Here is a 22,487-nt window from a genome sequence, read left to right on the forward strand (position 1 = left end):
CGCGATCAGTTCGAAGAGATCTTGGCGACGTCGTACTCGAACTTGCCGGTCTTCTTGGCGTTCTCGATCCGCTTCCTGTTGCGCTCCTCCATCTGCTTGATGGATTCGGCCTGCTTGCTGACCTCCTTCGGGTCGTGCTTGGGATCGTACTTGGTCCCGGCGATCTTCTCGGGGAAGCCGGGCTTCGGCTGCCAGCAATTGCCCGGCGCCTTGCAGGTCTGACCGTCGTAGGCCAGCGCCGGCACCGCGAAGGCCGCCCCCGCGATCAGCATCGCCGCCGTGATCACTGTGCGCATCGTAGATTCCTCCGTCTCTTCCTGGGGCGGCCGGTCGGGCCGCCGGTTCGCCCCGTCTTGCGCGGGGCGCGACTTGCCGAGAACGGCTAGTCCAGCGGCTTGCACTGGCCGGGCACGTCCTTGGCAAAGGTCTCGCCCTCCTTGAAGGGCTTGTAGGTCTTCTTCTGCTCGTCGGTGAGCCACTCGGCATCCTTCACCGGGCCCGTGTAGAGATGACGGATCCAGGCGATGACCTGCAGCATCTCGTCGGGATTGAGATCCTCGTTGTGCGGTCCCATCATGCCGTTGGCACCGCCCCAGAGGGTCGCGAACAGGCCGACATCGGTCGTGTTCGCCGGGTAGGTCCAGTAATCGTCGTTGAGGCCGGGCCCGACCTTGCCCTCGCCGAGATGGCCGTGACAGCCGGAGCACGAGGTCAGGAACAGGCTCTCGCCGTTGCGCAGGCAGGACTTGTCGTCGATGTAGAGGTTCTTGCCGGTCTGGAAGAAGGTCTTGACCGCCTGCGTGTCCCGCCCGCCCGGCTTGCCCTCGGCCGTGTCCATCGCCTCGCCGGTGATGGTGTTGCGGAAGACGATGCCGGTCTGCGGGCCGGACTGGGGCTGCGCGCGGGCCGCGGCGGGCATCGCCACGGCGAGGGTGAGAAGGGCGACGCGGGCCGAACGTACGATGTGCATCTGTTGAGCGGGTCCTGATGTCCTGATCGATGGCCCGGACGCGCCGGGCCGGTCTCGGTGGGGCGGTCTCGGTGGGGCAGCCTCAGTTCGAGGCGACGACCGGCACACCGTCCTGCTTGAGGATCGCCGCGATGGCGGGCCGGGCCTTCTCGATCCCGGCGTCGAGGGCCTTGCGCAGGGCCTCGTCGTCCTTGCGCACGCCCATCGACTGGTCGAAGACCTGCGGGACCTTGCGGCCGTCGCTGCCGACCGTGTCGGCCGGGACCAGCGTCATGCGCAGCGGCGTCGGGGAATCCTTGACGTAGCGGGCCACGTCCGGGCCGAAGGCGACGCCGACATCGGCCTTGTCGTTGGCGACCTCGCTGACGATGCGGGCCGGGTCGATCTGGGTGTACTGGTTGCGCGGCGAGCGGAAGTTCACCAGCGAGTAGAGGTAGGCCATGTCCTCCTCGTAGCGGCCGATATCCTTGAGCATCGCCTCGCCGGGGGAGCCGAACGGCACCACCATGTGGTCGAGGGTCTTGAGCCGCGGGTCGGACCAGGACTTCACGTCGAGATCCTTGTCGGCGCGGGTGATGAAGACGTAGCCGCTCCGGTAGTACGGCCGGGTGGTCAGCACCCGCGGGTCGTCGCTGTCGAGGCCGACGACCACGTCGCAGGTCCGCTTCTCCAGGCCGTCGCGGACGAGGTAGATCGCGGGCTTCTCGAGCCAGACGAAGACGGGCTTCTTCCCCATCGCCTCGGCGACGGCGACCGCGACGCGGTTCTCGAGCCCGGAGCCGTCCTTCATCGAGAGGGGCGGCTGCTTCTCGGAGGCGCAGATCCGCAGGGTCGCGGGGTCGGCCGGCGGGGCGGCCGGGGCCTTGCCGGGATCCGACTGGATGGCCTGGGCCTCGGATTCCTGGGCCGCCACCGGCCCGGCGGCCAGGGTGGCGAGCGTCAGGACGGCGGCGAAGCGGGCCGCCAGGATGCGTGCGCGCGGGCGCGGCATGGACGTTGATCCCTGTTGTCGAAGCGTTTCTTGATGGCGTGTCCGGATGGCGTGTCCGGAGGGACAGGCGGGGCGCCAGAGGGCCTCGCCTGTCGGGATCTGATCCCAGCACCCCGCCGGCCGAGGGGCCGACGGGATGCAGGCGGCGGTTACTGGGGGCCCTTACTTGGCAGCGTGCTGCGCGTACTCGCCGACGTTCGGGTCGTCGTACGGGCCCTTGCCGTCCAGCGAGAACACCATCACGCCGCCGCCCATCTGGGTGTAGTTGGCGAGCTTCTTGAAGGCGCCCACCGCGCCGAGACCGGCGGTCGGGTCGGCGAGGTCGAACACCAGGCCCACGCCCGGCCAGCCGCCGACGCCGTAGTAGATGGCGACGTACTGCGTGCCCTTGTGGGTGTAGGTGATCGGGTAGCCGATGGCGCCCGACGGCAGCTTGAACTTCCAGAGGAGGTCGCCGTTGTCGGAGTCGCGCGCCTTGATGAAGCCGTCCAGCGTCCCGTAGAGGACGAGGTCGCCGGCGGTGGCGGTGGTGCCGCCCCAGACCGCGAAGCGCTCCATCTTCTCCCAGTTGAACTTGCCGGTGATGGCGTTGTAGCTCTTGATCTGGCCGAGGCCCTCGTAGTTCTGCCGGTCACCCTTCGGGCCCGGATACATGTTCAGCGTCGCACCGACGAAGAACTGACCCGCGCGGTAGGGCAGCATGAAGGGCTCCCAATCCATGCAGATGTGGTTGATGCCCATGTAGAAGGCTTGCCGCTTCGGGTCGTAGGAATCGTGACCCTGGTTGTGGTAGCCCATCGCCGAGGGGCAGATGTCCTTGGCGAGATGGTCCATCCGGGTGCCGTATTCCGGATCGCGCACCGGCGTGCCGGTCTTCAGATCCACCGACTTGAACACGTTGACGGTGTCGTCGATCTTGTTGGCCGAGACCAGTGTGCCGTCCGTCCGGTCGAGGGTGTAGACGATGCCGTTGCGGTCCGGGTGGGTGAGGAGCTTCCTCATCTTCCCGTCCTTGTCCTTCTGGTCGGACAGCATCATCACGTTGACGCCGGCATAGTCCCACTCGTCGTGGGGCGTCTTCTGGTAGCCGAACTTCGCCTCGCCGGTGTCGGCGTCGCGGCCGAAGATCGTCATCGTCCACTTGTTGTCGCCGGGACGCATGGTCTCGTTCCACGGCGCCGGGTTGCCGGTGCCGAAGTAGATCAGGTTGGTGCCCGGATCGTAGGCGTACCAGCCCCAGTTGGTGCCGCCGCCGATCTTCCAGGCGTCGCCCTCCCAGGTCGAGGTGCCGAGGCCCTTCTGGCCGTAATGGGCGTTGTGGATGTTGAAGTCCTTGGCGAGCAGCAGGTCCTCGTCCGGGCCGGTGGCGTAGGCGCGCCAGACCTGCGCGCCGGTCTTGACGTCGTAGGCGGTGAGGTAGCCGCGCACGCCGAGCTCGGCGCCCGAGGAGCCGATGATCACCTTGTCCTTCACCACGTAGGGGGCGATCGTGAGGGTCGAGCCGACCTTGATGTCGGAGTTCTCGACCTTCCACACCGTCTCGCCGGTCTGGGCGTTGAGGGCGGCGACGTTGCCGTCGAGCTGGGTCTTGAGGATCAGCGCCGGGGTCTTGCCGTCGCCGGGCCAGTAGGCGAGGCCGCGGTTCACGAGATCGCAGCAGGCCACCGAGCGCGCGGCCGGGTTCTGCTTGGGCTTGTCCTGCCAGAGGATCTTGCCCGGATCGTCGAGGCCTAGGGCGAAGGTGTTGTTGGGGAACGAGGTGTGGATGTACATGACGCCGTCGACGACGAGCGGCGCGCCCTCGTGGCCGTTGAGCAGGCCGGTGGAGAACGTCCAGGACGGCTTGAGCTGCTTGACGTTGCTCTTGTTGATCTGCGTCAGGTCGCTGTAATTGTTCGAGTCGTAGTTCTTACCGGGCATCACCCAGTTCTCGTCGCTCTTCGATTTCTCGACGAGCTTGTCGTTGGCCTGCGCCATGCCCGCCATGGCGACCGGCGCGAGCGCCATGATCGCCAATGCCGAGACGGAATTCCGGAGCCTGATCATCCTGCGTCTCCTCGCCGGACTGCCACGCCGTTTGGCCTCGCAGTCATCGTGGTGTTGATTCGATGGCGACACGACTTTCACCGACAAATCCGCCTCCAGCGTCGCGATAACCGGGCTATTTCCAGTATTCGCTGAGCTTATGAAAGACTTATTATCGTTGTGCGCCACTTGATTATTCGCACGGCTTGTAATGCGTGTCTTTGCAAAACGAAACATTTCTTTTCGGGATGATTTGGCAACAGAACACCGGAGATCTGGTAAGATCACGGAGACCTTGACCGAGAGCCGGCCGCTATCCCAGACAGGTGGGCCAGACAGGTGGGAACGATACGCGGGCGTGCGGGCCCGGAGCCGTCCGCCGACCCGTCCCGGGAGGACGCCATGGGTCATGTCACGGGCTGCGCGGCCCGCTCTCCGGCGCTGGCCGCCTGCTGGGCGGCTCTCGCCCTGGCGCCTGCGGCTCTGGCACCCGCGACCTTGGCGCCTGCGGCCCTGGCGGCCGGGACCGGCGGGGAACGCCGTCTCGCGGCGCTCTACCAGCAGGACGGGCGGCGCGAGCTGACGGGGGCCGACCTGGAGCGCTTTCCCGGCGCGGGCGTCCTGTGGTGCCGTCGCCCGGACGGGATTCCCCAGAAGGCCGCCGCCGCGTGGCTGATCGGGAGCCGGTCCCTCGTGCTGATGAACGCGCACAATTTCCGCAATCGACAACTGGAGGTTACTCGAAACGTCGCCGACTGCTACTTTCAGATAGCAGGTCGGAACTACGCCTTCGTGCCCGAGATCCTGGAACTCGGCGTCGAGCCCGAGGCGCGGCGCCTGCACATCACCGACGACTGGGCGCTGCTGCGCCTCGCCGAGCCGGCCGAGGCGCGGCCGCAGCCGATCCCGGACCCGCCCACCCTTCCGACCGGCGACCTGACGCTCCCGGTGACGATGGTCTCACCGGCCGGGCACGAGAACTACCGGGGGCAGAGCAGCCGGGAATCCTGCGCCGTCCGGCGGATCGATCCGCCGAGCGAGGGAGCGATCCGCCGCGCCCGCCACGATTGCAACGACGGCTACGGCGGATCGGGCTCGGGCCTGTTCGACGCGGAGGGCCATCTCATCGCGATGCAGAGCGCGTCGCTCTCGATGAACCAGCGCCACGCCTTCGACATCGAGTTCCATTACGGCTCGGCCCTGCTGATCGAGGGCCGGCTCCACGAGGCCCTCGAGGCTCAGGCCCGCGCGGCCCGGGACCGCTAGGGCGGGCCGCCCCGGGTGTCCGCGGCGCCTCCCCGGGAATCCGGTAAGCTCCCGGTAAGCAAGGCGGCGGTTTCCGCCCCGGCGCCGGGGGAAGCGCTCGACGGCGCCGCGGCGGCAAGCCAAAACTTAACGTTGAACCTCGAATCTGGTCCCGCGAGGGAGCCGGTATGCCCGCTGTCGGAACGTTCAGGGTCTGCGCGCCGGGACGGCCGCCGTTCGCGGCGGCCGTGGCAGAGGGCGTGGCCGAGGCGGTCGCGCTGCCATCCGTGCTCGTCACGATGCTGGGCAGCCTGATCGAGGCCTGGCCCCGGCAGATCTACACACAACCCCTGGTGACCACCCGCTTCCTCGGCCAGCGGACCACCTACGTCTGCGATCCCGGCCACATCCGCGGCCTGATGGTCGACCAGGCCGAGGCGCTGGAGCGGGAGCCGTTCATGCTCCGGGCGCTGGCCCCGGCCCTCGGCGCGGGGGTCCTCACCGCGGACGGGGACCACTGGCGGCGTCAGCGCAGGACCGCGACCCCGATGTTCCGCCCGGACCGGGTCCGGAGCTTCGTGCCGGCCATGGCCCGGGCCGCCGCGGCGACGCGGGCGCGCTGGCGCGACACCGATCCCGCCGGGAGCGAGCGGGACATCCTGCGCGAGATGATGCGCACGACGTTCGACGTCATCGTCGCCACGATGGTGTCGGGCGATCCCCACCTGGAGGTCGGGCCCTTCGGGGCCGCGATGGACGCCTATCTCGGCCAGACCAGCTGGAAGATCGCCCTGGAGATGCTGCGGGCGCCGGCCTGGGTCCCGCATCCGGGGTCCCGGGCCGGGGCGGAGGCGGTGCGCTACCTGCGCGGCGAGGTCGCCCGCACGATCGCGCGCCGCCGGGCCCGCGGCGAGCCCGGCTCCGACCTCCTCGGCCTCCTGCTGCAGGCGCGGGACCCGGAGACCGGCGCGCCGCTCACCGAGGCGAGCCTCGTCGACAACCTGCTGACCTTCGTGTCCGCCGGCCACGAGACCACCGCCCTGGCGCTGGCCTGGACCTTCCGGGTCCTGGCCGAGCACCCGGAGGTGGAGGAGCGCGTCGTCGCCGAGATGGCGCGCCTCGGCGCCGATCCCGAGTCCGATCCCGGTTCCGTGGACGGGCTCCCCTACACCCGCCAGGTGCTCCTCGAGGTGATGCGCCTCTATCCGCCGGCCCCGCTGATCGTGCGGCGGACGCGGGCCCCGGTCCGGCTCGGGGACACGGTCGTGCCGGCCGGGCAGTCGGTCCACGTGCCGGTTTACGCCCTGCACCGGCACGCGCTGCTCTGGGACAGGCCGGAGGCGTTCGACCCGGGCCGCTTCGCGCCGGAGCGGGCCGCCGCGCGCGACCGCTACGCCTACCTGCCGTTCGGCGCCGGCCCGCGGGTCTGCATCGGCATGGGCCTCGCCCTGACCGAGTGCCTCGTCGTCCTGGCGACGCTGCTGCCCGCCTTCCGCCTCCGGCCGGTGACGGCGGAGATGCCGGCGGCGCAGTTCCGCGTGACCCTGCGGCCCAGGGGCGGCCTGACCATGAGGGTCGCGCCCCGCCACGGGGCCGGGCAGGGGGACGGGCACGGGGCCGAGCAGGGGGCGGCCCATGCCGCCTGAGATGCCGCCTGAGATGTCGCCCGAGGTGTCGCCCGAGATCTCCGCGGGCGCGACCGGGCCGGGCGCGCGGCGGGGGACCTGGCCGGACCGCCGGCCGGGATCGCTGCTCGGCCGCCTCTTCGGTCCCGACGCCGACGACGCGCTGCCGAGCCGCTACCGCCTGCAGGTGCGGGCGGGGCTCCTCGACGAGACGCTGAAGCTCGCCACCTACTCGGCGGTGACGCACCTGATCATCGCGCTGGCCGTCGCGTACTTCTTCTGGGGTTCGGCCTCACACACCTACCTCCTCGGCCTGCTCGCCGTGGTCGCGGTGCTGATCACGGCGGCGACCTACGCGACCTGGCTCTACTGGCGCACCCACGGCGACACCGCCTCGGCGCACACCGTCCGGTGGGGCTGCCGGATCTCCGCCGGCCTCGCCTTCGCCCTGGGCCTCGCCTGGGCGACCCTGCCGGTCGTGCTGTTCGCCCCCTCCGGCGGCGACGCGCGGCTGCTCGTCGTCGCCATCGTGGCCGGCCTGATCTCGGACGCCTACGTGGTCGGCCCGCTCCTGTCGGTCTCGTACCTGTTCGCGGTCCCGGTCATCGTCGGCAGCTTCGTCGGGCTGGCCCGGTCCGGGGAGCCGGTCGCGCTCAGCATCGGCTTCCTGCTCGCCGTCTACGCGATCTTCGTGGTGACGAGCGTGAGCCGCATGAGCCGCCTGTCGCGCCAGCGCATCCTCGACCGCGTGCGGGTCGAGGACCAGAGCGAGACGATCGGGCTGCTGCTCAACGCCTTCGAGGCGAATGCCAGCGACTGGCTGTGGGAGACGGACGGGACCGGACGGTTCCAGCACGTCTCCACCCGGATGGCGGACGTGCTGGCCTGCCCGGTGCAGAGTCTCCAGCACGCCTCGTTCCCGGCGCTGCTCGCCGGCCGGGCGGAGGCGCCCCCCGAGGCCGACCAGAGCGCCGACCTCGTGGACCGTCTCCGGCGGGGCGTCGCCTTCCACCAGCACCTGATCGCCGTCGACACGCCGGCCGGCCGGCGCTGGCTCCGGCTGAGCGGCAAGCCGTTCCTCGACCAGAAGGGGCGCTTCGCCGGGTTCCGGGGCGTCGGCTCCGACGTGACCGAGGCCCGCCGGGCGGAGGCGCACATCGCCTATCTGGCCACCCGGGACCCGATGACCGGCCTGTCGAACCGGGTCATGTTCCACGACGTCGCGTCCGAGGCCTGCGCGGCCGCCGCGCAGAATGCGCCGCAGAACGCGCAACCGGCCCCGGACGCGACGGTCAGCCTGCTCTACCTCGACCTCGACGGCTTCAAGACCGTCAACGACAGCATCGGCCACGCCGCGGGCGACGCCCTGCTGGGGCAGGTCGCCGATCGCCTGCGCGCCCTGCTCCCGGCCGACGCGCAGGCGTTCCGTCTCGGGGGCGACGAGTTCGCGATCCTGCAGCGCGGCCGGGACGGCGCGGCCGCGCAGGCCCTGGCCGAGGCCACGATCGCGACCCTGCGCGAGCCCTACCTCATCGACGGCGTCCGGGCGGAGATCGGCGTCAGCATCGGGATCGCCTGCGCCCCGGCGGACGCGACCGAGCCCGAGGACCTGCTCCGGAAGGCGGATCTCGCGCTCTACAGCGCCAAGCAGGGCGGCAAGGGGCGCTGGCGGGGCTTCGACCGCGACCTGGACGTGCGCGTCCAGCGCCGGCACGAACTCGACGAGGCGATGCGCCAGGCCCTCGCCGACGGCGAGATGGCGCTGCACTACCAGCCGCTGGTCAGCCTGCAGGACGGCCAAGTGGTCGGCTGCGAGGCGCTGCTCCGCTGGACCCGGCCCGGTCTCGGCCCCGTCTCGCCCGCCGAGCTGATCCCGATCGCCGAGGGAACCGGCTTCATCCTCGCGCTCGGGCGCTGGGCCCTGCGGCGGGCCTGCGCGGAGGCGCTGACTTGGCCGGTGCGCCTGCGCGTCGCCGTCAACATCTCGTCGGTCCATTTCCGCCGGCCCGACTTCTTCGCCGACGTCGCGGCGGTGCTGGGCGAGACCGGCCTCGCGCCGGACCGCCTGGAGATCGAGATCACCGAGTCGATCTTCCTGGCCAACACGCCGCACGTGCTGGACAATCTCCGCTCCCTGCGGGCGCTCGGCGTGCGGATCGCCCTCGACGATTTCGGGACGGGCTACTCCTCGCTGAGCTACCTGACGCAGTTCCCGGTCGACAAGATCAAGATCGACCGCGCCTTCGTGCGCGACCTGAGCAGCCGCCCCGAATGCCTGACGGTGATCGAGGCGATCATGGTCATCGCCCGCGACCTGCGCATCGACGTCACCGTGGAGGGCGTCGAGACCGAGCAGCAGGCCGAGCTGCTCCGGCTGCGGCGCTGCAACAGCGCGCAGGGCTTCCTGTACAGCCCGGCCCGGCCGCCCGAAGAGATCCCCGGCCTGATCGAGAGCCTGCCCCGGCGGGCGCTCCCGACGGAGCGGGCGGTCCGCGCGGTCGCCTGAGGGCGGGCGAGCCCGGATCCGGGTTGCCACGCGGGCCGGAACGGCTCTAGCGGGAGACGACCACGCGGAACCGGGACACAGGCGCGCCATGCCCAAGGTCGTCATCAGCGAGTTCATGGACGAGGCCGCGATCGCGGCCGAGCTCGCCGGCCTCGACGTGCAGTACGATCCGGGTCTCGTCGACCGGCCCGGGGACCTCGCCGCCGCCGTGGCGCGGGCCGACGCCCTGATCGTGCGCAACCGGACCCAGGTCCGCGGCCCCCTGCTCGACGCCGCCCGCGACCTCAAGGTCGTCGGCCGCCTCGGCGTCGGCCTCGACAACATCGACGTCCCGGCCTGCCGGGCGCGCGGCATCGCGGTCTACCCGGCCACCGGCGCCAACGACGGCGCGGTCGCCGAGTACGTGGTCGCCACCGCGCTGCTGCTCCTGCGCGGCGCCTACGGGGCCACGGCCCGCGTGGCGGCCGGCACGTGGCCGCGCAACGCCCTGATGGGCCGCGAGATCGCCGGCAAGCGCCTCGGCCTCGTCGGCTTCGGGTCGATCGCCCGCGAGACCGCCCGGAGGGCGGCGGCCCTCGGCATGACGGTCGCCGCCCACGACCCCTTCGTGGCCGCGGACGACCCGGCCTGGAACCCGGCCACTGGCCCCGTGCAGAGCCAGGCGCTCGACGCGCTGATCGCGCAGAGCGACGTGCTCTCGCTGCACGTGCCGCTCACCGATCAGACCCGCGGGTTGATCGACGCGGCGGCGCTGGCGCGGATGCCGAAGGGCGCGATCCTGATCAACGCGGCTAGGGGCGGGGTGGTGGACGAGGCCGCCGTGGCGCAAGCCCTGCGGTCCGGCCATCTCGGCGGCGCGGCGCTGGACGTGTTCGACCGCGAGCCCCTCGACGCGGCGGGCGCCGTCTTCGCCGACGTGCCGAACCTGATCCTCACGCCGCACATCGCCGGGGTGACGCAGGAATCGAACGTGCGCGTCTCCGCCGTCACGGCCCAGGCCGTCCGCCGCCACCTCACGAGGGACTGAACCGGGAGGGCCCGCGCGCGGCTGCACATCGACGGCAACCTGCGCGCCGCGCGGGTCGCCTTCGACGGGCTCGACCGGGAGGCTCAGCGCAGGGCAAGCACCTGGGCAGCGTGCGAGGCGACGGCCTGCACGGCCGGGAGATCGTAGGCGTAGACGCGGCCGGCCAGGATCGCGAGCGCCAGCGTCCAGAACACCGCACCGCCGACGCGCCGCGCCGTGCGGTCGCCGGTCGAGGTGGCCGGGCAGGCGCCGGCGACGCCGTCGGCGACGGGCTCGCCGAACGGATCGAAGGCTGGCGACTGGTTTTCAGAGGCGCTGCGCATGGTGCCGAATGTCGCGCTCGGGAGGTCCGTTCGCAATGGACACGTCTTTCGAATTTCGCTGCGCACGGAGATGCTTGTTCTCCATTCGATCCCCGCGACAGGCAGGTTCTTCTCAGAGGGCCGGTTCGACTGCCGGGAACGCGATATCTTCTTCCCGCTGGGGGCCGGGACCGCCCGCTCCCGGGGCGGCCGGCGTGTGGTAGGCCATGCGCTCGCGGCGCCCCCGCAGGGGCTCGCGACTGACTTCGCGCCACGCCTCGGCCGGCGCCCCCGCGGAACGCCGCGCGGCCTCCGAGACCAGGATCGGGACGCCGTGGAGCTTGGTCGCCTGCTCGAGGCGGGCGGCGACGTTGACGGCGTCGCCCAGCACGGTGAACTCGTAGCGCGCCTCCTCGCCGATGATCCCGCAGAACACCTCGCCGTAATGGACGCCGACACCGATGCGCACGACCTGCGCGGGTGCGGCCCTGTCGGTCCAGCGGGCGATCACCGCGACGAGGTCCTGCGCGAAGGCGAGGGCGCGGGCCGCGTCGTCGGGCCGGGGCTCGGGCAGGCCGAACACCACCAGGGCGCCGTCGCCGATGAACTTGTCGACCACGCCGCCCCGCAGGCGGGCGAGGCGCGTCACCCGCCGCCGGAAGGCGGACAGGAACTCGGAGAGCCGGTGCGGATCCAGGCTCTCGGCCAGGGTGGTCGAGCCGCGCATGTCGACGAACACGATGGCGGCCTGCTGGCGGCGGCCGGCCTTCAGGCTCCCGTCACCGTCGGCGAGCCGCAGGACCAGCTCCTGCGGCAGGAACCGCGACAGCCGGTTGCGCCGGGTCGCCTCCCGCAGGGCCGACACGGCGAACAGCACGAACAGCACCGCCAGGGCCCCGACCATGACCCAGATGGCCAGGGCGATCCGCGACACCGTCGCCTGTCGCCGCTCCATCCGCCGCGCCTCGTGCGCCTCCATGCGGCGCACCCGGTCGCGGATCGCGTCCATCACCTGCTTGCCGCGCCCGTCCGCCACGGAGGCGCGGGCCGCCGCGCCGTCGCCGGCGCGCATGAGGGCGACGCTGGCGCCGAGCTCGTCGAGCTTCCGGCGGATCAGCCCGGCCAGGGTGTCGAGGTCGCCCCGCTGGTCGGGATCGTCCTGGACGAGGTCGCGCAGGAGATCGAGCTGCTGGTCGACGTTCAGCCGCCCCTCGGTGAAGGGCAGCAGGAAGGCCTCGTCGCCGGTGAGCAGGTAGCCGCGCTGGCCGGTCTCGGCGTCCTGCACCGCCGACAGGACCCGGGCGAGGCGCCCGTCCACCGCCACGGTGTGGCGCACGGCGTCGACGCCGCGCTGCTGGTACACGAAGGCGCCGAGCGCGATGGCGGTCATCACCAGGATCGTGGCGAACCCCACCGTCATCCAGGTCACGGTGCGCGAGCGCAGGGATCGCTGCACCCGCGCGCCCACGCGCGCGCCGACACGTGCCCTGACCGAGGCGGCGTCCGGCGCGGCGTCGCTCCGGTCCGATTCTGTTGCGGTGGCGGGCACGGTGGCGGGCGCGGGCGCTGGGACGGACATGTCAGGCCCCGCCCGCGCCGTGCAGCCGGACGGGCCGCCCGGTCCGCCCCCCGTCCTCGGCCGCCCGCGCCCGGCAATCCGCGATGGTCGCCCGCGCCGTGTCGATCGCGACGGACGCCGCCGACATGGTGCGGGTGTCCGGCTCCCGCTCGCGGGCGTAGCGGACGACGTCCATGGCCAGCGCGTCGACCTCGACGGTGAGCGCCTCGATCGCCGCCGGGTCGCGCAGCGCCCGGGCCTGCCCGGCGATCTCCAGGAGCTGGTCCAGGAGCTCGTCGATGCGCTCGCGGCGCAGGCTGGCGAGGCGCTGCCGGATCCAGGCCAGCACCGAGACGAGGCCGCCCACCAGCGCGCCGAGGAGGTAGAGCGTGTCGCCGTAGCGCTCGATGAAGCCGTGCTGGTCGCGCTCGTAATAGTCGATCGCCCCCGGATGGATCGGGATGCGGGCGCTGGTGGCCGCCACGGTCGTGTCGTAGGCCGGGGCCTGGACGTACTCGGCGGCGTCCGTCGCCAGGGCGGCGGCGCCGCGCTTCTCGAAGAGCTGCTGGGTCACGTCGGCCGCCACGACGCGGCTTAAGGAAGCCCGGGCCATCAGCCGGTACGAGGCGCCCACCGTCTTCACGTCGTCGGCCGGCAGCTTCGGGCGGCCGCCGAACAGGCCGCCCGGGACGGTGACCGCCTGGAGCCGCGGGAAGCGCTCGATCACCGCGCCGTCATCCTCCACGGCGACGAACGCCACCTTGCCGCCGCGGGCGACGCCCTGCACGGCCGAGACCAGGGCCAGCGCCTTCGGCGCCGAGGGCGCGATGATGCTGACGAAGGCGTCGATCCGCTTCTCGCGGAAGGCGCCGGCCACCGCCTCCTGATCGACCGGGACCAGCAGGACCGTCGAGTCCCGGGCCGGGCCGGCGGCCTCCTCCAGGGTGAGCCCGTAATAGCCGAGGAGGTTCCGGAGCAGCCAGAGATCGGCGTCCCGGTGCGCCGCGATGCCGAGCCGCTTGCCGGCGAGCTTCGGGAAGCTGGTGATCCCGGCCTGCTCGGGCGAGGCGATGACCATCGCCTGGTCGCGCAGGATCGCCAGGGTCAGGCCGTTCGTCGGCAGCAGCACGTCGGGGCGGACCACCGCGAGGTCGGCGCGCCCGTCCTGCAGGGCGGCGGCGCTCTCGCGCACGTCGTCGAAGGACAGGATCTTCAGCCGGACATTCTCGTGCGCGGCCTCGAGCGCGTCCGCGTAGGCCTTGATCAGGCCGGGCTCGGTCCCGTCCCGGGGAGCGACCGCGATGGTGAGCACCGTCGCCTGGAGCAGGTACCACGCCGCGACCCCGCCCGCGCCCAGGAGGGCGGCCCCGGCCAGGAGCAGGGTCTCCCGGCGCAGGATCCAGGCGGGGAGGGTCCACATCGCCCCGGCCACTCAGAACAGCGAGATCAGCACGATGCCGCCGACCATCAGGGCGGCGCCGATCAGGCGCGGCGGCCCGGCCTTGACCCGCTTCATGCCGAACCAGCCGAAATGATCGAGCGCCACCGAGGTCAGGAGGTTGGCGGTGATGAGCAGGCCGTTGAAGGCGCCGGCCCCGACCTTGTCGACGAAGAGCAGCCCGGCGAAGACCGCGACCGCCCCGGTGAGGCCGGCGAGGGGCATCCACCAGCGAACGCCCGCGACGTCGTCGCGGGTCGGCAGCGGCGACGGCCGCAGCAGGAACATCAGCGCGAACACGAACACGACCGGCACGAACGACACCGTCGCGGCGAGCCAGGGATTCTCCAGGGCCCCGCGGAGCTGCGCGTTCCAGACCACGCCGACCGCCATCAGGGCGCCGGCCACGAGGATGAACGGGTAGAGCAGCTTGCCGCCGACCCCCGAGCCGCCGCCGTCGCTCTTGCCGCCCGAGCGCGCGATGAAGGTGACGCCCACCGCCATCAGCAGGCCGCCGAGCCAGGGCATCGGCTTGAAGCCCGCCGCCTGCAGGCCGAACAGGCCGAGCGCGTCCATCGCCAGGGAGGTGAGGATGTTGGCGGTGAGCGTCAGGCCGTTGAACGGCCCGGCGCCGACCTTGTCGATGAAGGCGAGCCCGCCGAACACCGCGACCGCGCCGGCGAGGCCTCCGAGGGGCGCGTACCAGGGCATCTTGCCCAAGCTGTCGAGGCTCGGCAGCGGCGTCGGCATCGTGAGGAACAGGGTCGTGAACACGAAGACGATCGGCAGGAACGACACCGTCGCGGCGAGCCACGGATTGACCATGCGGCCGCGCAGCTGCGCGTTCATGGCGTTGCCGATCGCCTGCAGCGCGCCCGCCACCAGGATGAAGGGATAGAGGAGGGCAGCCGTCACGCGCGCGGACCTTCGGGTTGGCGGGGAGGGAGGGTCAGACGAGGAGCAGGCCGGCGAGCGCCAGCGCGAGGGCCGGCGGCATCACCAGCAGGCCGAGCTTGAGGAAGGTCCAGGCGCCGACATCCTGGCCCTCGCGGCGGATGGCGGTCAGCCAGAGGATCGTGGCGAGCGAGCCCGTCACCGACAGGTTCGGCCCGAGATCGACGCCGATCAGGATCGCGCCCGCCACCTTCTCGGGCACGTGGGCGGTCTGGACCGCGGCGCCCGCGATCAGCCCGGCCGGCAGGTTGTTGACGAGGTTGCACAGCACCGCGACGAGGCCGCCCGCCCCCCAGGCGGTGGCCTCCGGGGCGGCGTGGGCGTAGCCCTTGAGGAGGTCCGCCAGCATCGCCAGGACGCCGGTCTTCTCCAGGGCCTCCACGAGGACGAACAGCCCGGCCACCAGCGGCAGCACGCTCCACGACACGTCCTTGGCCACCTCGACGAGGCCGCCGCGCTTGAGCAGCAGCACGACGATCGTGGTGGCGAGCCCGGCCACGAAGGTGGGCAGGCCGAGATCGAGGCCGAGCGCGGAAGCCGCGATCAGCACGCCGCCGGTCGCCACGATGCCGATCCCCGCCACGAGGCCGGTGCGGGACAGCGGCACAGCCTCGACGTCGGTGGCGACCTCCTGCCCGCGCAGGGTCTTCGCCTGGGTCAGCCGCAGCACCGCGTAGGTCGTCGCGATGGCCAGCAGCGAGGGCAGGGCGAACAGGCCGAGCCAGCGCACCAGCGGCGGCATGTGCTCGGCGAAGACCACGAGGTTGGCCGGGTTCGAGATCGGCAGCACGAAGCTCGCCGCGTTGGCGATGAAGGCGCAGATGAACAGGTAGGGGAGGGGGTTCTCCACCTTGGCGGCCTTGGTGGCCGCGTAGACGGCGGGCGTCAGCACCACCGCGCAGGCGTCGTTGGACAGGAACACCGTGACGACGGTGCCGACGAGGTACACGAGGGTGAACAGCCGGGTCGCCGAGCCCTTGGCGGCGCGCACCGCGATCGAGGCGAGCCAGTCGAACAGGCCCTCCTTCCGGGCCACCTCCGACATCAGCATCATGCCGACGAGGAACAGGTAGACGTCGGTCCCCTTCAGCACGCCGTCCCAGGCGGTGGCGGGGGCGAGCAGGCCGAGGGCCACGAGGGCGCCGGCCCCGAGCACGGCCCAGATCGCCTCCGGCCACGCGAACGGCCGCAGGATGACGCCGAGGGTCGCGAGGGCGGCGATCGTCCAGGTCGCGATGTTGGGGGTCAGCGTCAGCGCGCCCATCGGTTGCGGTGGTCCTCTGGTGGGGTGGATCGTGCGGTGCGGTGTGCCGCGATTCGGGCGGGACCGGCTACCAGTGCCGGCCGTTGCGGTTCGGACCGAGCTGGTCGCCCCGGAGCCCCTTCTCGGGCCAGGCCGGCAGGCGGAACGCGTCGCTGCCGGGGCGCTCGTGCGCGGGCGGCGGCACGAAGCTCCGGTCCACGGGCTCGATCACCTCGGTGTCGGTGTGGCCGGTGCCGTCCGCGACCGTGATGGCGAGGCGGCGCGCGCCGTCCCGCCAGGGGATGCGGGCGTGGACCGTCCGGGGGCCGTCCGGCACCATGGGGTGGGCCGGGCCGCCATCGACGCGCAGGTGACAGCGCCACGTGTCCTGCGGCCGGTCCGACAGCACGAGGGCGCGCACCGAGACCGTGCCGTCGGCGGCGTCGAGGGGCGCCGTGGCGAGGCGCCGGTCGGCGGGGCTCGTGACCATCACGAAGGGCAGCGCCCGGTCGAGGGGCTTGAACCGCCAGCTCGCGACCGGCCCGTCGATCGCCGCGACCGCGTAGCCGACCGAGCCGTCCTCGTTCTGGCCGACCGAGCGGGCCGCGGCGTAGAGGGTGCGCCCGTCCGGGGCGAGCTCGTTGTAGTGGGTGTGGCCCATCTCGACGAGGCGGACGCCGTAGTGGCGGATCAGGCCGGCGAGCGCCGCCCGCTCGTCGGGCACGCAGAGGTCGTCCGGGTAGGTGTGGGCGAAGACCGCGCAGGGCTGGCCCTCCCGCTCGGCCTGGGCCAGCTCCTCGCCGAGCCACGCGAGCTGGTGGGGGCCGAGGCGGAAATCGAGGCCGAAGCCCTTCTGGCCGTAGCCGGGGCTGACCATGTCGAGGAACAGGCAGCGCACGCCCGCCCAGGTCTCGGCGAAGTAGTAATGCGTCACCGAGACGGGGTCGCGCGGGCGCGGCAGGTCGTGGCGCCGCGCCGCGTGGCCGCCGCCGCGCGGGCTGCCCGCGACCGCGGCGAACAGGGCGTCGAAATCCGCCATCGTGCCGTGCTGGCGGTCGTGGTCGCCGGCGATCAGGCGCACCGGCAGGTCCGGGTGCCGGTCCAGGGCCTCGTGCAGGACGGCGTACTGCTCCGCCCGCCCGTCCTCGGCGAGGTCGCCGGGGATGTAGACGAAGTCGAGGAGACCGTGTCGGTGCAGCCCCGCCACCTCGGCGAGCATCGCCCGCAGGTCGGCGGCGTGGGGGTCGGAGGCCCGCTCGAGATGCAGGTCGCCGACATGCGCGAAGGCGAACACGCCGTGGCTCGCCGTCATGGCGCGCCCGCGCGCCGTCTGTGGTTTCCCTGAGCCATCGTGCCCCCCGGACAGGCCCGTCCGCCCCGGCCGGGAGATCGGCCGCGGTGGTCGCGACCGGCCCGACGTTTCGGAGCCGGCGGGGTTCCGGCCCGGGGGGGAGACGCGCGCCGGTGGGGCCCTACATTTTCGTGAGCGCGGGCCAGATCCGTGCCCGGCGCCGCGAAGTGTCGTGAAAACAGACACTCGCTGTCCTCTCAGCCGACAGATCCGGGCGATGTCGGCGCAAGGTCAGCCCGAGGTCAGCCCGGGGTCAGCCCGGGGTCAGCCCGGGGTCAGCCAATGACTCCGCCGGCCGGCGGGTTTGCGGCGCGCCTCAGTGCACGCGCCGGAACAGATCCGGCAGGTAGCGTTCCAGGGTCTCGTGTCCCTCGAACTGCACGTCCACGGTGGCGGCCGCGCCCCACGGGCGGTGGAGCCCCACGACCCGGCCGCGGGCATGGCGCCAGATCCCGAGGATCTCGGCGAGGTCGAGCCGGTCGAAGACGACCTCGTCGCCCGGGGCGAGGGCCGGCGCGGCGACGCCGGACCAGGCCTCGGGGACCGGGCGGCGGGGCATCTCCGCGACCCGGGAAGGCTCATCCCCCGGATCGAGGATGGGGGAGAAGGTTTCGTTCGCGGAGTGCTCGCGGAAGAGCATGATCTTCACTAAGCCGTTGCGATGACTGGATAATCGCAGGTTCAATCCGATCCGACAAGGCTTGTTCCGGCGCTCCCCCCGCCGGACCGACCTGTATTCGGCGCCGGGTCCGGGCGACAGGGATCCGCCCGGGCGCCGCGCCCCGTCCCCGAGGCCGGACCGCCCGCGGGACCGCGCGCGCGGGGACGGAGCGGGGCCGGAGAGGAGCCCCGCGGGGGCGCAGCATGTGCCTCTCCGGTTCAGGGGTATCGGGAGATCGTTCGTGTCGTCGAACGACGATCTTTAGAATTTCGGGGCGGGCCGCGCTGATCTAAACCTGACGCGAGACAATCATCCACGTGAGACGGCGCCTGTCGATTTGATGGATCGTGTCCGCATGCCTTCGGATGCGGCGCGAACCATCGCGGCCCGGCAGCCGGACTTGCCCCCGTTCATCCTGATCAGAGTTCCCGCCCGATGAAGTTCCTGCGTGTCCTCGCCGTCGCGGCGCTCAGCCTCGGGGCCGTGCCGGCCGGGGCGGAGACCCTCCGGGTCGGCGTCGTGCCCGGCGCCTACGGCGACGCCGTCACGGTCGCGGCCCGGGAGGCCAAGGCCGAGGGCCTCGACGTCAAGGTGGTCGAGTTCAGCGACTGGACGACGCCCAACGTCGCCCTCGACGCCGGCGACATCGACGTGAACTTCTTCCAGCACCGCCCCTTCATGGAGAACGCCGCCAAGCAGAAGGGCTACGCGTTCGACATCGTCGGGCTCGGGATCCTGTCCAATATCGGCCTGTACTCCCTGAAGCATAAGAGCTTCGACCAGATCCCGGCGGGCGGCACGGTGGCGATCGCCAACGACCCGGTGAACCAGGGCCGCGGCCTGCTGCTCCTCCAGAAGGCCGGGCTGATCACGCTGAGGGACGGTGTCGGCTTCCTCGGCACCCTCGACGACATCGTCGAGAACCCGAAGACGCTGCGGTTCACCGAGGTCGAGGGGCCGCAGCTCGCGCGGATCACCGGCGACGTCGACCTCGCCCTGGGCTACCCGCACTTCATCGTGGCGGCCGGCAGTTTCGACCCGACCAGCGGATTGATCTATTCCGGTATCGAGGACCGGCGCTTCGCCGTGAGCTTCGTCACCAAGGCCGCCCGCAAGGAGGACCCCGTGATCCGGAAATTCGTGACGCTCTTCCAGAACTCGGAGGCCGTGAAACAGCAGATCCGCAAGTCCTTCGCCAACAGCGACAAGCTGTACCTGCTGGCGTGGCAGAACTGATGGTCGGCCTGATCTTCGACAGCCTGCGCGATCCGGGCACGCCGGCCGCGGCCGGGCGGACGGGCCCGGGCGCCGCGACCGCCGCCCGGACCCCGGCCGCCGCGCCCGGCAGCGAGGCCGGCCGGGAGACCGGAACGGTGCGGTTCGAGTCCGTCTCGAAGACCTACCGCTCGGCCGCCGGACCGGTGCAGGCGCTCGACCGGGTGGACCTCGCGATCCCCGCCGGGGCGATCTTCGGCATCATCGGCCGCTCGGGGGCGGGCAAGTCGAGCCTCCTGCGCACGGTCAACCGGCTGGAGGCGCCGAGTTCGGGCCGGGTCCTGGTCGACGGCGCCCCGATCGACGCCCTCGACACCGACGGGCTCGTCGCCCTGCGCCGGCGCATCGGCATGATCTTCCAGCACTTCAACCTGCTGGCGGCCAAGACCGTCCGGCAGAACGTGGCGCTGCCGCTCACGGTCGCGGGCGTCCCGCGGCGCGCGATCGGCCCGCGAGTCGCGGAGGCCCTGCGCCTCGTCGGCCTGGAGGACAAGGCCGACACCTACCCGTCGCGGCTCTCCGGGGGCCAGAAGCAGCGGGTCGGCATCGCCCGGGCGCTCGTGAGCGATCCGGAGATCCTGCTCTGCGACGAGGCGACCTCCGCCCTCGACCCGGAGACGACGCTGGCGATCCTCGACCTGCTGCGCGACATCAACCGGCGGCTCGGGATCACCATCATCCTGATCACCCACGAGATGAGCGTGATCCGCGAGATCTGCAGCGACGTGGTGGTGCTGGAGGGCGGCCGGGTCGTCGAGACCGGGCCGGTCTGGCGCGTGTTCGGGGCGCCCGAGCACCCGACCACCCGGGCGCTGCTCGAACCCCTGACCCGCGGGCTGCCGCCGGATTTGGCGGCCCGGTTGCAGCCGCGGCCCGCGCCGGGCGGCTGGGCGATCCTGCGGATCACCTGCTCGGGCCGGGCCGCGCCCGACCTCTCGGGCCTCGCGGGGGCCGGGGCGCCGGTGCGCCTGCTCCAGGCGGGCATCGAGCGGATCCAGGGCCACGCGGTCGGCCGGATGCTGGTGGCCGTCCCGGCCGAGGATCCGGGCGCGGAGGCGCGGCTGCGGACGCTCGGCGGCGACGTGGAGCGGGTCGGCTACGTCCCCGCCGACCCGGCGGAGGGGTGAGACGATGCGGGACCGCTCCTCCCCCGATACCCCGACCGCTCCACCGCCGCCCCAGCACCCCGAACCCGGAGGCCCGCCATGTCGCCGCAGATGATCGAACGCCTCTGGCAGGCCTTCCTCGACACCGCGCTCATGGTCGGGGTCTCGGCCGGGATCGCCGTGGTCGCCGGCATTCCCCTGGCGCTGTTCCTCGTCACCTCCGGGCCCGGCGGCATCTTCGCGGCGCCGACAGCCCACCGGGTGGTCGGGACCGTGGTCAACGGCTTCCGGGCCGTGCCCTTCATCGTGCTGCTGGTGGCGCTGATCCCGTTCACCCGGCTGGTGGCCGGCACCACGATCGGCGTCTGGGCGGCGATCGTGCCGCTCTCGGTGAGCGCGACCCCGTTCTTCGCCCGGATCGCCGAGGTCTCGCTGCGGGAGGTGGATGCGGGCCTGATCGAGGCCGCCCAGTCCATCGGCTGCCGGCGCCGGCACATCCTCGCCCACGTGCTCCTGCCCGAGGCGCTGCCGGGCATCGTGGCCGGCTTCACCATCACGGTGGTGGCGATGATCGGCGCCTCCGCGATGGCCGGCGCGGTGGGCGCGGGCGGGCTCGGGGACGTCGCCATCCGGTACGGCTACCAGCGCTTCGACACCACCGTGATGGTGGTGGTGATCGCGATCCTGATCGCCCTCGTGTGCGCGGTCCAGTTCGCGGGCGACACCGCGGTGCGGCGGCTCCGGGCCCGCTGAGCGAAACCGTCCGACCTGGGCGATCCGACCGGGAGCCCGCACCGATGGATCGTCCCCGGTCGACGACCTCGACATCGCCGTCCGCGCGCGCGGAGCGAAGCGATCCAGGCCGCGCCGCGCCTTCCAACCGCGCGCGGCCCCGGGGCGCTTCGCAGCGCTCGCGATGACGGCGGGACGTCCCAACCCGAGCGGTCAACCGGAAACCGTATGAGCCTGCACCTGGACGATCCCGTCACCGACCCGGTCGAAGATCGGCTGCCGCCGCCGCCGGCGCCGCCGCACCGGATCCGCTCGGACGCCGAGGCGATCGCGGCCGCGCGGGCCGTGGCCCGGATCTTCGCGGCGGGCGCGGCCGAGCGCGACCGCGACCGGCGCCTGCCCTGGGCGGAGATCGCGGCCTTCACGGAGAGCGGGCTCGGCGGCATCACGGTGCCGCGCGAACACGGCGGCGCCGGGGTCTCGCACGCGACGCTCGCGGAGGTCTTCGCGATCCTCGCCGCCGCCGACGGCTCGGCGGCGCAGATCCCCCAGAACCAGTTCGGCGTCCTGGCGCTGGTCGCGGCCGCCGCCAGCCCCGCCCAGCAGGCGCGGATCTACCGGGACGTGCTCGCCGGCCACCGGATCGGCAATGCCGGCCCCGCCCGCAACGGCAAGGCGATCACCGGCGTGGACACGCGGCTGACCGCCGGGCCGGAGGGCCCGCGGCTCAGCGGCACGCGCTTCTACTCGACGGGCGCGCTCTTCGCCCACTGGATCCCGACGCGCGCGGTCGGCCCCGACGGCGGGCCGCTCCTGGTCTTCGTGCGCCGGGACGCCCCCGGCGTGCGGGTGGTGGACGACTGGCAGGGCTTCGGCCAGCGCACCACGGCGAGCGGCAGCGTGATCTTCGCGCAGGCCCCGGTCGAGGCGGAGCTGACGATCGACCTCGCGCCCCTGGCCGGGCGCCCGGGCCTGTTCGGGCCGGTCTCGCAGCTGATCCACGCGGCGATCGACGCCGGGCTCGCCCGGGGCGCGGCCGCCGCCGCCCTCGACTTCCTGCGCACCCGGACCCGGCCCTATCCCTTCACCGCCGAGACCGTCGCGGAGGATCCCCACATCCTCGGCGAGGTCGGGCGGCTCACCGTCGACCTGCACGCCGCCGAGGAGGTCCTGGCCCGGGCCGGACGGGCGCTCGACCGGATCGCCGCGGCCCCCGTCACCGCTGAGAGCGCGGCCGAGGCGTCGGTGGCGGTGGCGCAGGCCAAGATCCTCACCACCGAGGCGGCCCTGGAGGCCTCCGAGCGGCTGCTCGAACTCGCCGGCGCCTCGGCGACCCGCGACGGGTACAATCTCGGCCGGTACTGGCGCGACGCTCGGGTCCACACCCTGCACGACCCCGTGCGGTGGAAGTACCACCTTCTCGGGAACCACGCCCTGAACGGCGTGCTGCCCGCCCGGCACCAGTGGAACTGAGGACC

Annotated in this window: 19 protein-coding genes; 8 read left to right on the forward strand and 11 right to left on the reverse strand. The window is 72.4% G+C overall.

Annotation, left to right across the window (positions count from 1 at the left end; translation table 11 throughout):
- Nucleotides 1-5 precede the first annotated feature (5 nt).
- From BMY19_RS27645 to BMY19_RS27660, 4 genes are all read right to left on the reverse strand, one after another.
- Nucleotides 6-296 (reverse strand): methanol dehydrogenase [cytochrome c] subunit, encoded by a 291-nt coding sequence (locus tag BMY19_RS27645; protein ID WP_100253600.1) that lies wholly within the window; start codon nt 294-296, stop codon nt 6-8.
- 86 nt (nt 297-382) lie between these two features.
- Complete coding sequence (moxG, locus tag BMY19_RS27650) at nt 383-970, reverse strand: cytochrome c(L), periplasmic (protein WP_020096029.1); 588 nt, start codon at nt 968-970, stop codon at nt 383-385.
- A gap of 82 nt (nt 971-1,052) precedes the next feature.
- Entirely contained in the window at nt 1,053-1,961 is a 909-nt protein-coding gene (gene moxJ, locus BMY19_RS27655) for a methanol oxidation system protein MoxJ (RefSeq protein ID WP_056529785.1), read from the reverse strand.
- Between the two features lie 162 nt (nt 1,962-2,123).
- On the reverse strand, nt 2,124-4,007 hold the full coding sequence (locus tag BMY19_RS27660) for a methanol/ethanol family PQQ-dependent dehydrogenase (protein WP_100253601.1): 1,884 nt from the start codon (nt 4,005-4,007) through the stop codon (nt 2,124-2,126).
- Nucleotides 4,008-4,388: 381 nt separating this feature from the next.
- Between BMY19_RS27660 and BMY19_RS27665 the strand changes: the two genes are divergently transcribed.
- The 4 genes from BMY19_RS27665 (at nt 4,389) to BMY19_RS27680 (ending at nt 10,389) form a co-directional block, all read left to right on the forward strand.
- On the forward strand, nt 4,389-5,252 hold the full coding sequence (locus BMY19_RS27665; RefSeq protein ID WP_100253602.1) for a S1 family peptidase: 864 nt from the start codon (nt 4,389-4,391) through the stop codon (nt 5,250-5,252).
- Nucleotides 5,253-5,419: 167 nt separating this feature from the next.
- Entirely contained in the window at nt 5,420-6,877 is a 1,458-nt protein-coding gene (locus BMY19_RS27670) for a cytochrome P450 (protein WP_100253603.1), read from the forward strand.
- The gene (locus tag BMY19_RS27675; RefSeq protein WP_244535041.1) at nt 6,867-9,362 is read left to right on the forward strand and encodes a putative bifunctional diguanylate cyclase/phosphodiesterase; all 2,496 of its coding nucleotides are present in this window, start codon (nt 6,867-6,869) and stop codon (nt 9,360-9,362) included. The genes BMY19_RS27670 and BMY19_RS27675 overlap by 11 nt, the downstream gene beginning before the upstream one ends.
- A gap of 88 nt (nt 9,363-9,450) precedes the next feature.
- Complete coding sequence (locus tag BMY19_RS27680) at nt 9,451-10,389, forward strand: hydroxyacid dehydrogenase (RefSeq protein WP_100253604.1); 939 nt, start codon at nt 9,451-9,453, stop codon at nt 10,387-10,389.
- An 83-nt stretch (nt 10,390-10,472) separates the two neighbouring features.
- Here BMY19_RS27680 and BMY19_RS27685 read toward each other — a convergent pair whose 3' ends face one another.
- From BMY19_RS27685 to BMY19_RS27715, 7 genes are all read right to left on the reverse strand, one after another.
- A complete protein-coding gene (locus tag BMY19_RS27685; protein ID WP_020096021.1) occupies nt 10,473-10,712 on the reverse strand; it encodes a hypothetical protein in 240 nt (79 codons plus the stop codon).
- A gap of 112 nt (nt 10,713-10,824) precedes the next feature.
- Entirely contained in the window at nt 10,825-12,270 is a 1,446-nt protein-coding gene (locus tag BMY19_RS31700) for an adenylate/guanylate cyclase domain-containing protein (protein ID WP_280141647.1), read from the reverse strand.
- Nucleotide 12,271: 1 nt separating this feature from the next.
- On the reverse strand, nt 12,272-13,669 hold the full coding sequence (locus BMY19_RS27695) for a TAXI family TRAP transporter solute-binding subunit (protein WP_100253617.1): 1,398 nt from the start codon (nt 13,667-13,669) through the stop codon (nt 12,272-12,274).
- A gap of 12 nt (nt 13,670-13,681) precedes the next feature.
- Entirely contained in the window at nt 13,682-14,602 is a 921-nt protein-coding gene (locus tag BMY19_RS27700) for a DMT family transporter (protein ID WP_100253605.1), read from the reverse strand.
- A gap of 34 nt (nt 14,603-14,636) precedes the next feature.
- Entirely contained in the window at nt 14,637-15,905 is a 1,269-nt protein-coding gene (locus tag BMY19_RS27705) for an arsenic transporter (RefSeq protein WP_091928587.1), read from the reverse strand.
- A gap of 67 nt (nt 15,906-15,972) precedes the next feature.
- A complete protein-coding gene (locus tag BMY19_RS27710) occupies nt 15,973-17,196 on the reverse strand; it encodes a metallophosphoesterase family protein (RefSeq protein ID WP_100253606.1) in 1,224 nt (407 codons plus the stop codon).
- A gap of 355 nt (nt 17,197-17,551) precedes the next feature.
- Nucleotides 17,552-17,794 carry a hypothetical protein gene (locus BMY19_RS27715; protein ID WP_100253618.1) on the reverse strand — a complete coding sequence of 81 codons (243 nt, stop codon included), beginning with the start codon at nt 17,792-17,794 and terminating at the stop codon, nt 17,552-17,554.
- Between the two features lie 537 nt (nt 17,795-18,331).
- On the opposite strand from BMY19_RS27715, the gene BMY19_RS27720 reads away from it, so the two are divergent.
- The 4 genes from BMY19_RS27720 to BMY19_RS27735 all read left to right on the forward strand — a co-directional run bounded on the left by BMY19_RS27720 (nt 18,332) and on the right by BMY19_RS27735 (nt 22,482).
- The gene (locus tag BMY19_RS27720; protein ID WP_100253607.1) at nt 18,332-19,132 is read left to right on the forward strand and encodes a MetQ/NlpA family ABC transporter substrate-binding protein; all 801 of its coding nucleotides are present in this window, start codon (nt 18,332-18,334) and stop codon (nt 19,130-19,132) included.
- Nucleotides 19,132-20,298 (forward strand): methionine ABC transporter ATP-binding protein, encoded by a 1,167-nt coding sequence (locus tag BMY19_RS27725; protein WP_100253608.1) that lies wholly within the window; start codon nt 19,132-19,134, stop codon nt 20,296-20,298. The genes BMY19_RS27720 and BMY19_RS27725 overlap by 1 nt, the downstream gene beginning before the upstream one ends.
- 78 nt (nt 20,299-20,376) lie before the next feature.
- Nucleotides 20,377-21,030 (forward strand): methionine ABC transporter permease, encoded by a 654-nt coding sequence (locus BMY19_RS27730; RefSeq protein ID WP_020096012.1) that lies wholly within the window; start codon nt 20,377-20,379, stop codon nt 21,028-21,030.
- Nucleotides 21,031-21,237: 207 nt separating this feature from the next.
- Nucleotides 21,238-22,482: an SfnB family sulfur acquisition oxidoreductase gene (locus tag BMY19_RS27735; protein ID WP_170863060.1), complete on the forward strand. Its 1,245-nt coding sequence runs from the start codon at nt 21,238-21,240 to the stop codon at nt 22,480-22,482.
- Nucleotides 22,483-22,487 lie beyond the last annotated feature (5 nt).

The sequence above is a fragment of the Methylobacterium sp. UNC300MFChir4.1 genome (assembly GCF_900110155.1).
Classification (GTDB): Bacteria; Pseudomonadota; Alphaproteobacteria; order Rhizobiales; family Beijerinckiaceae; genus Methylobacterium.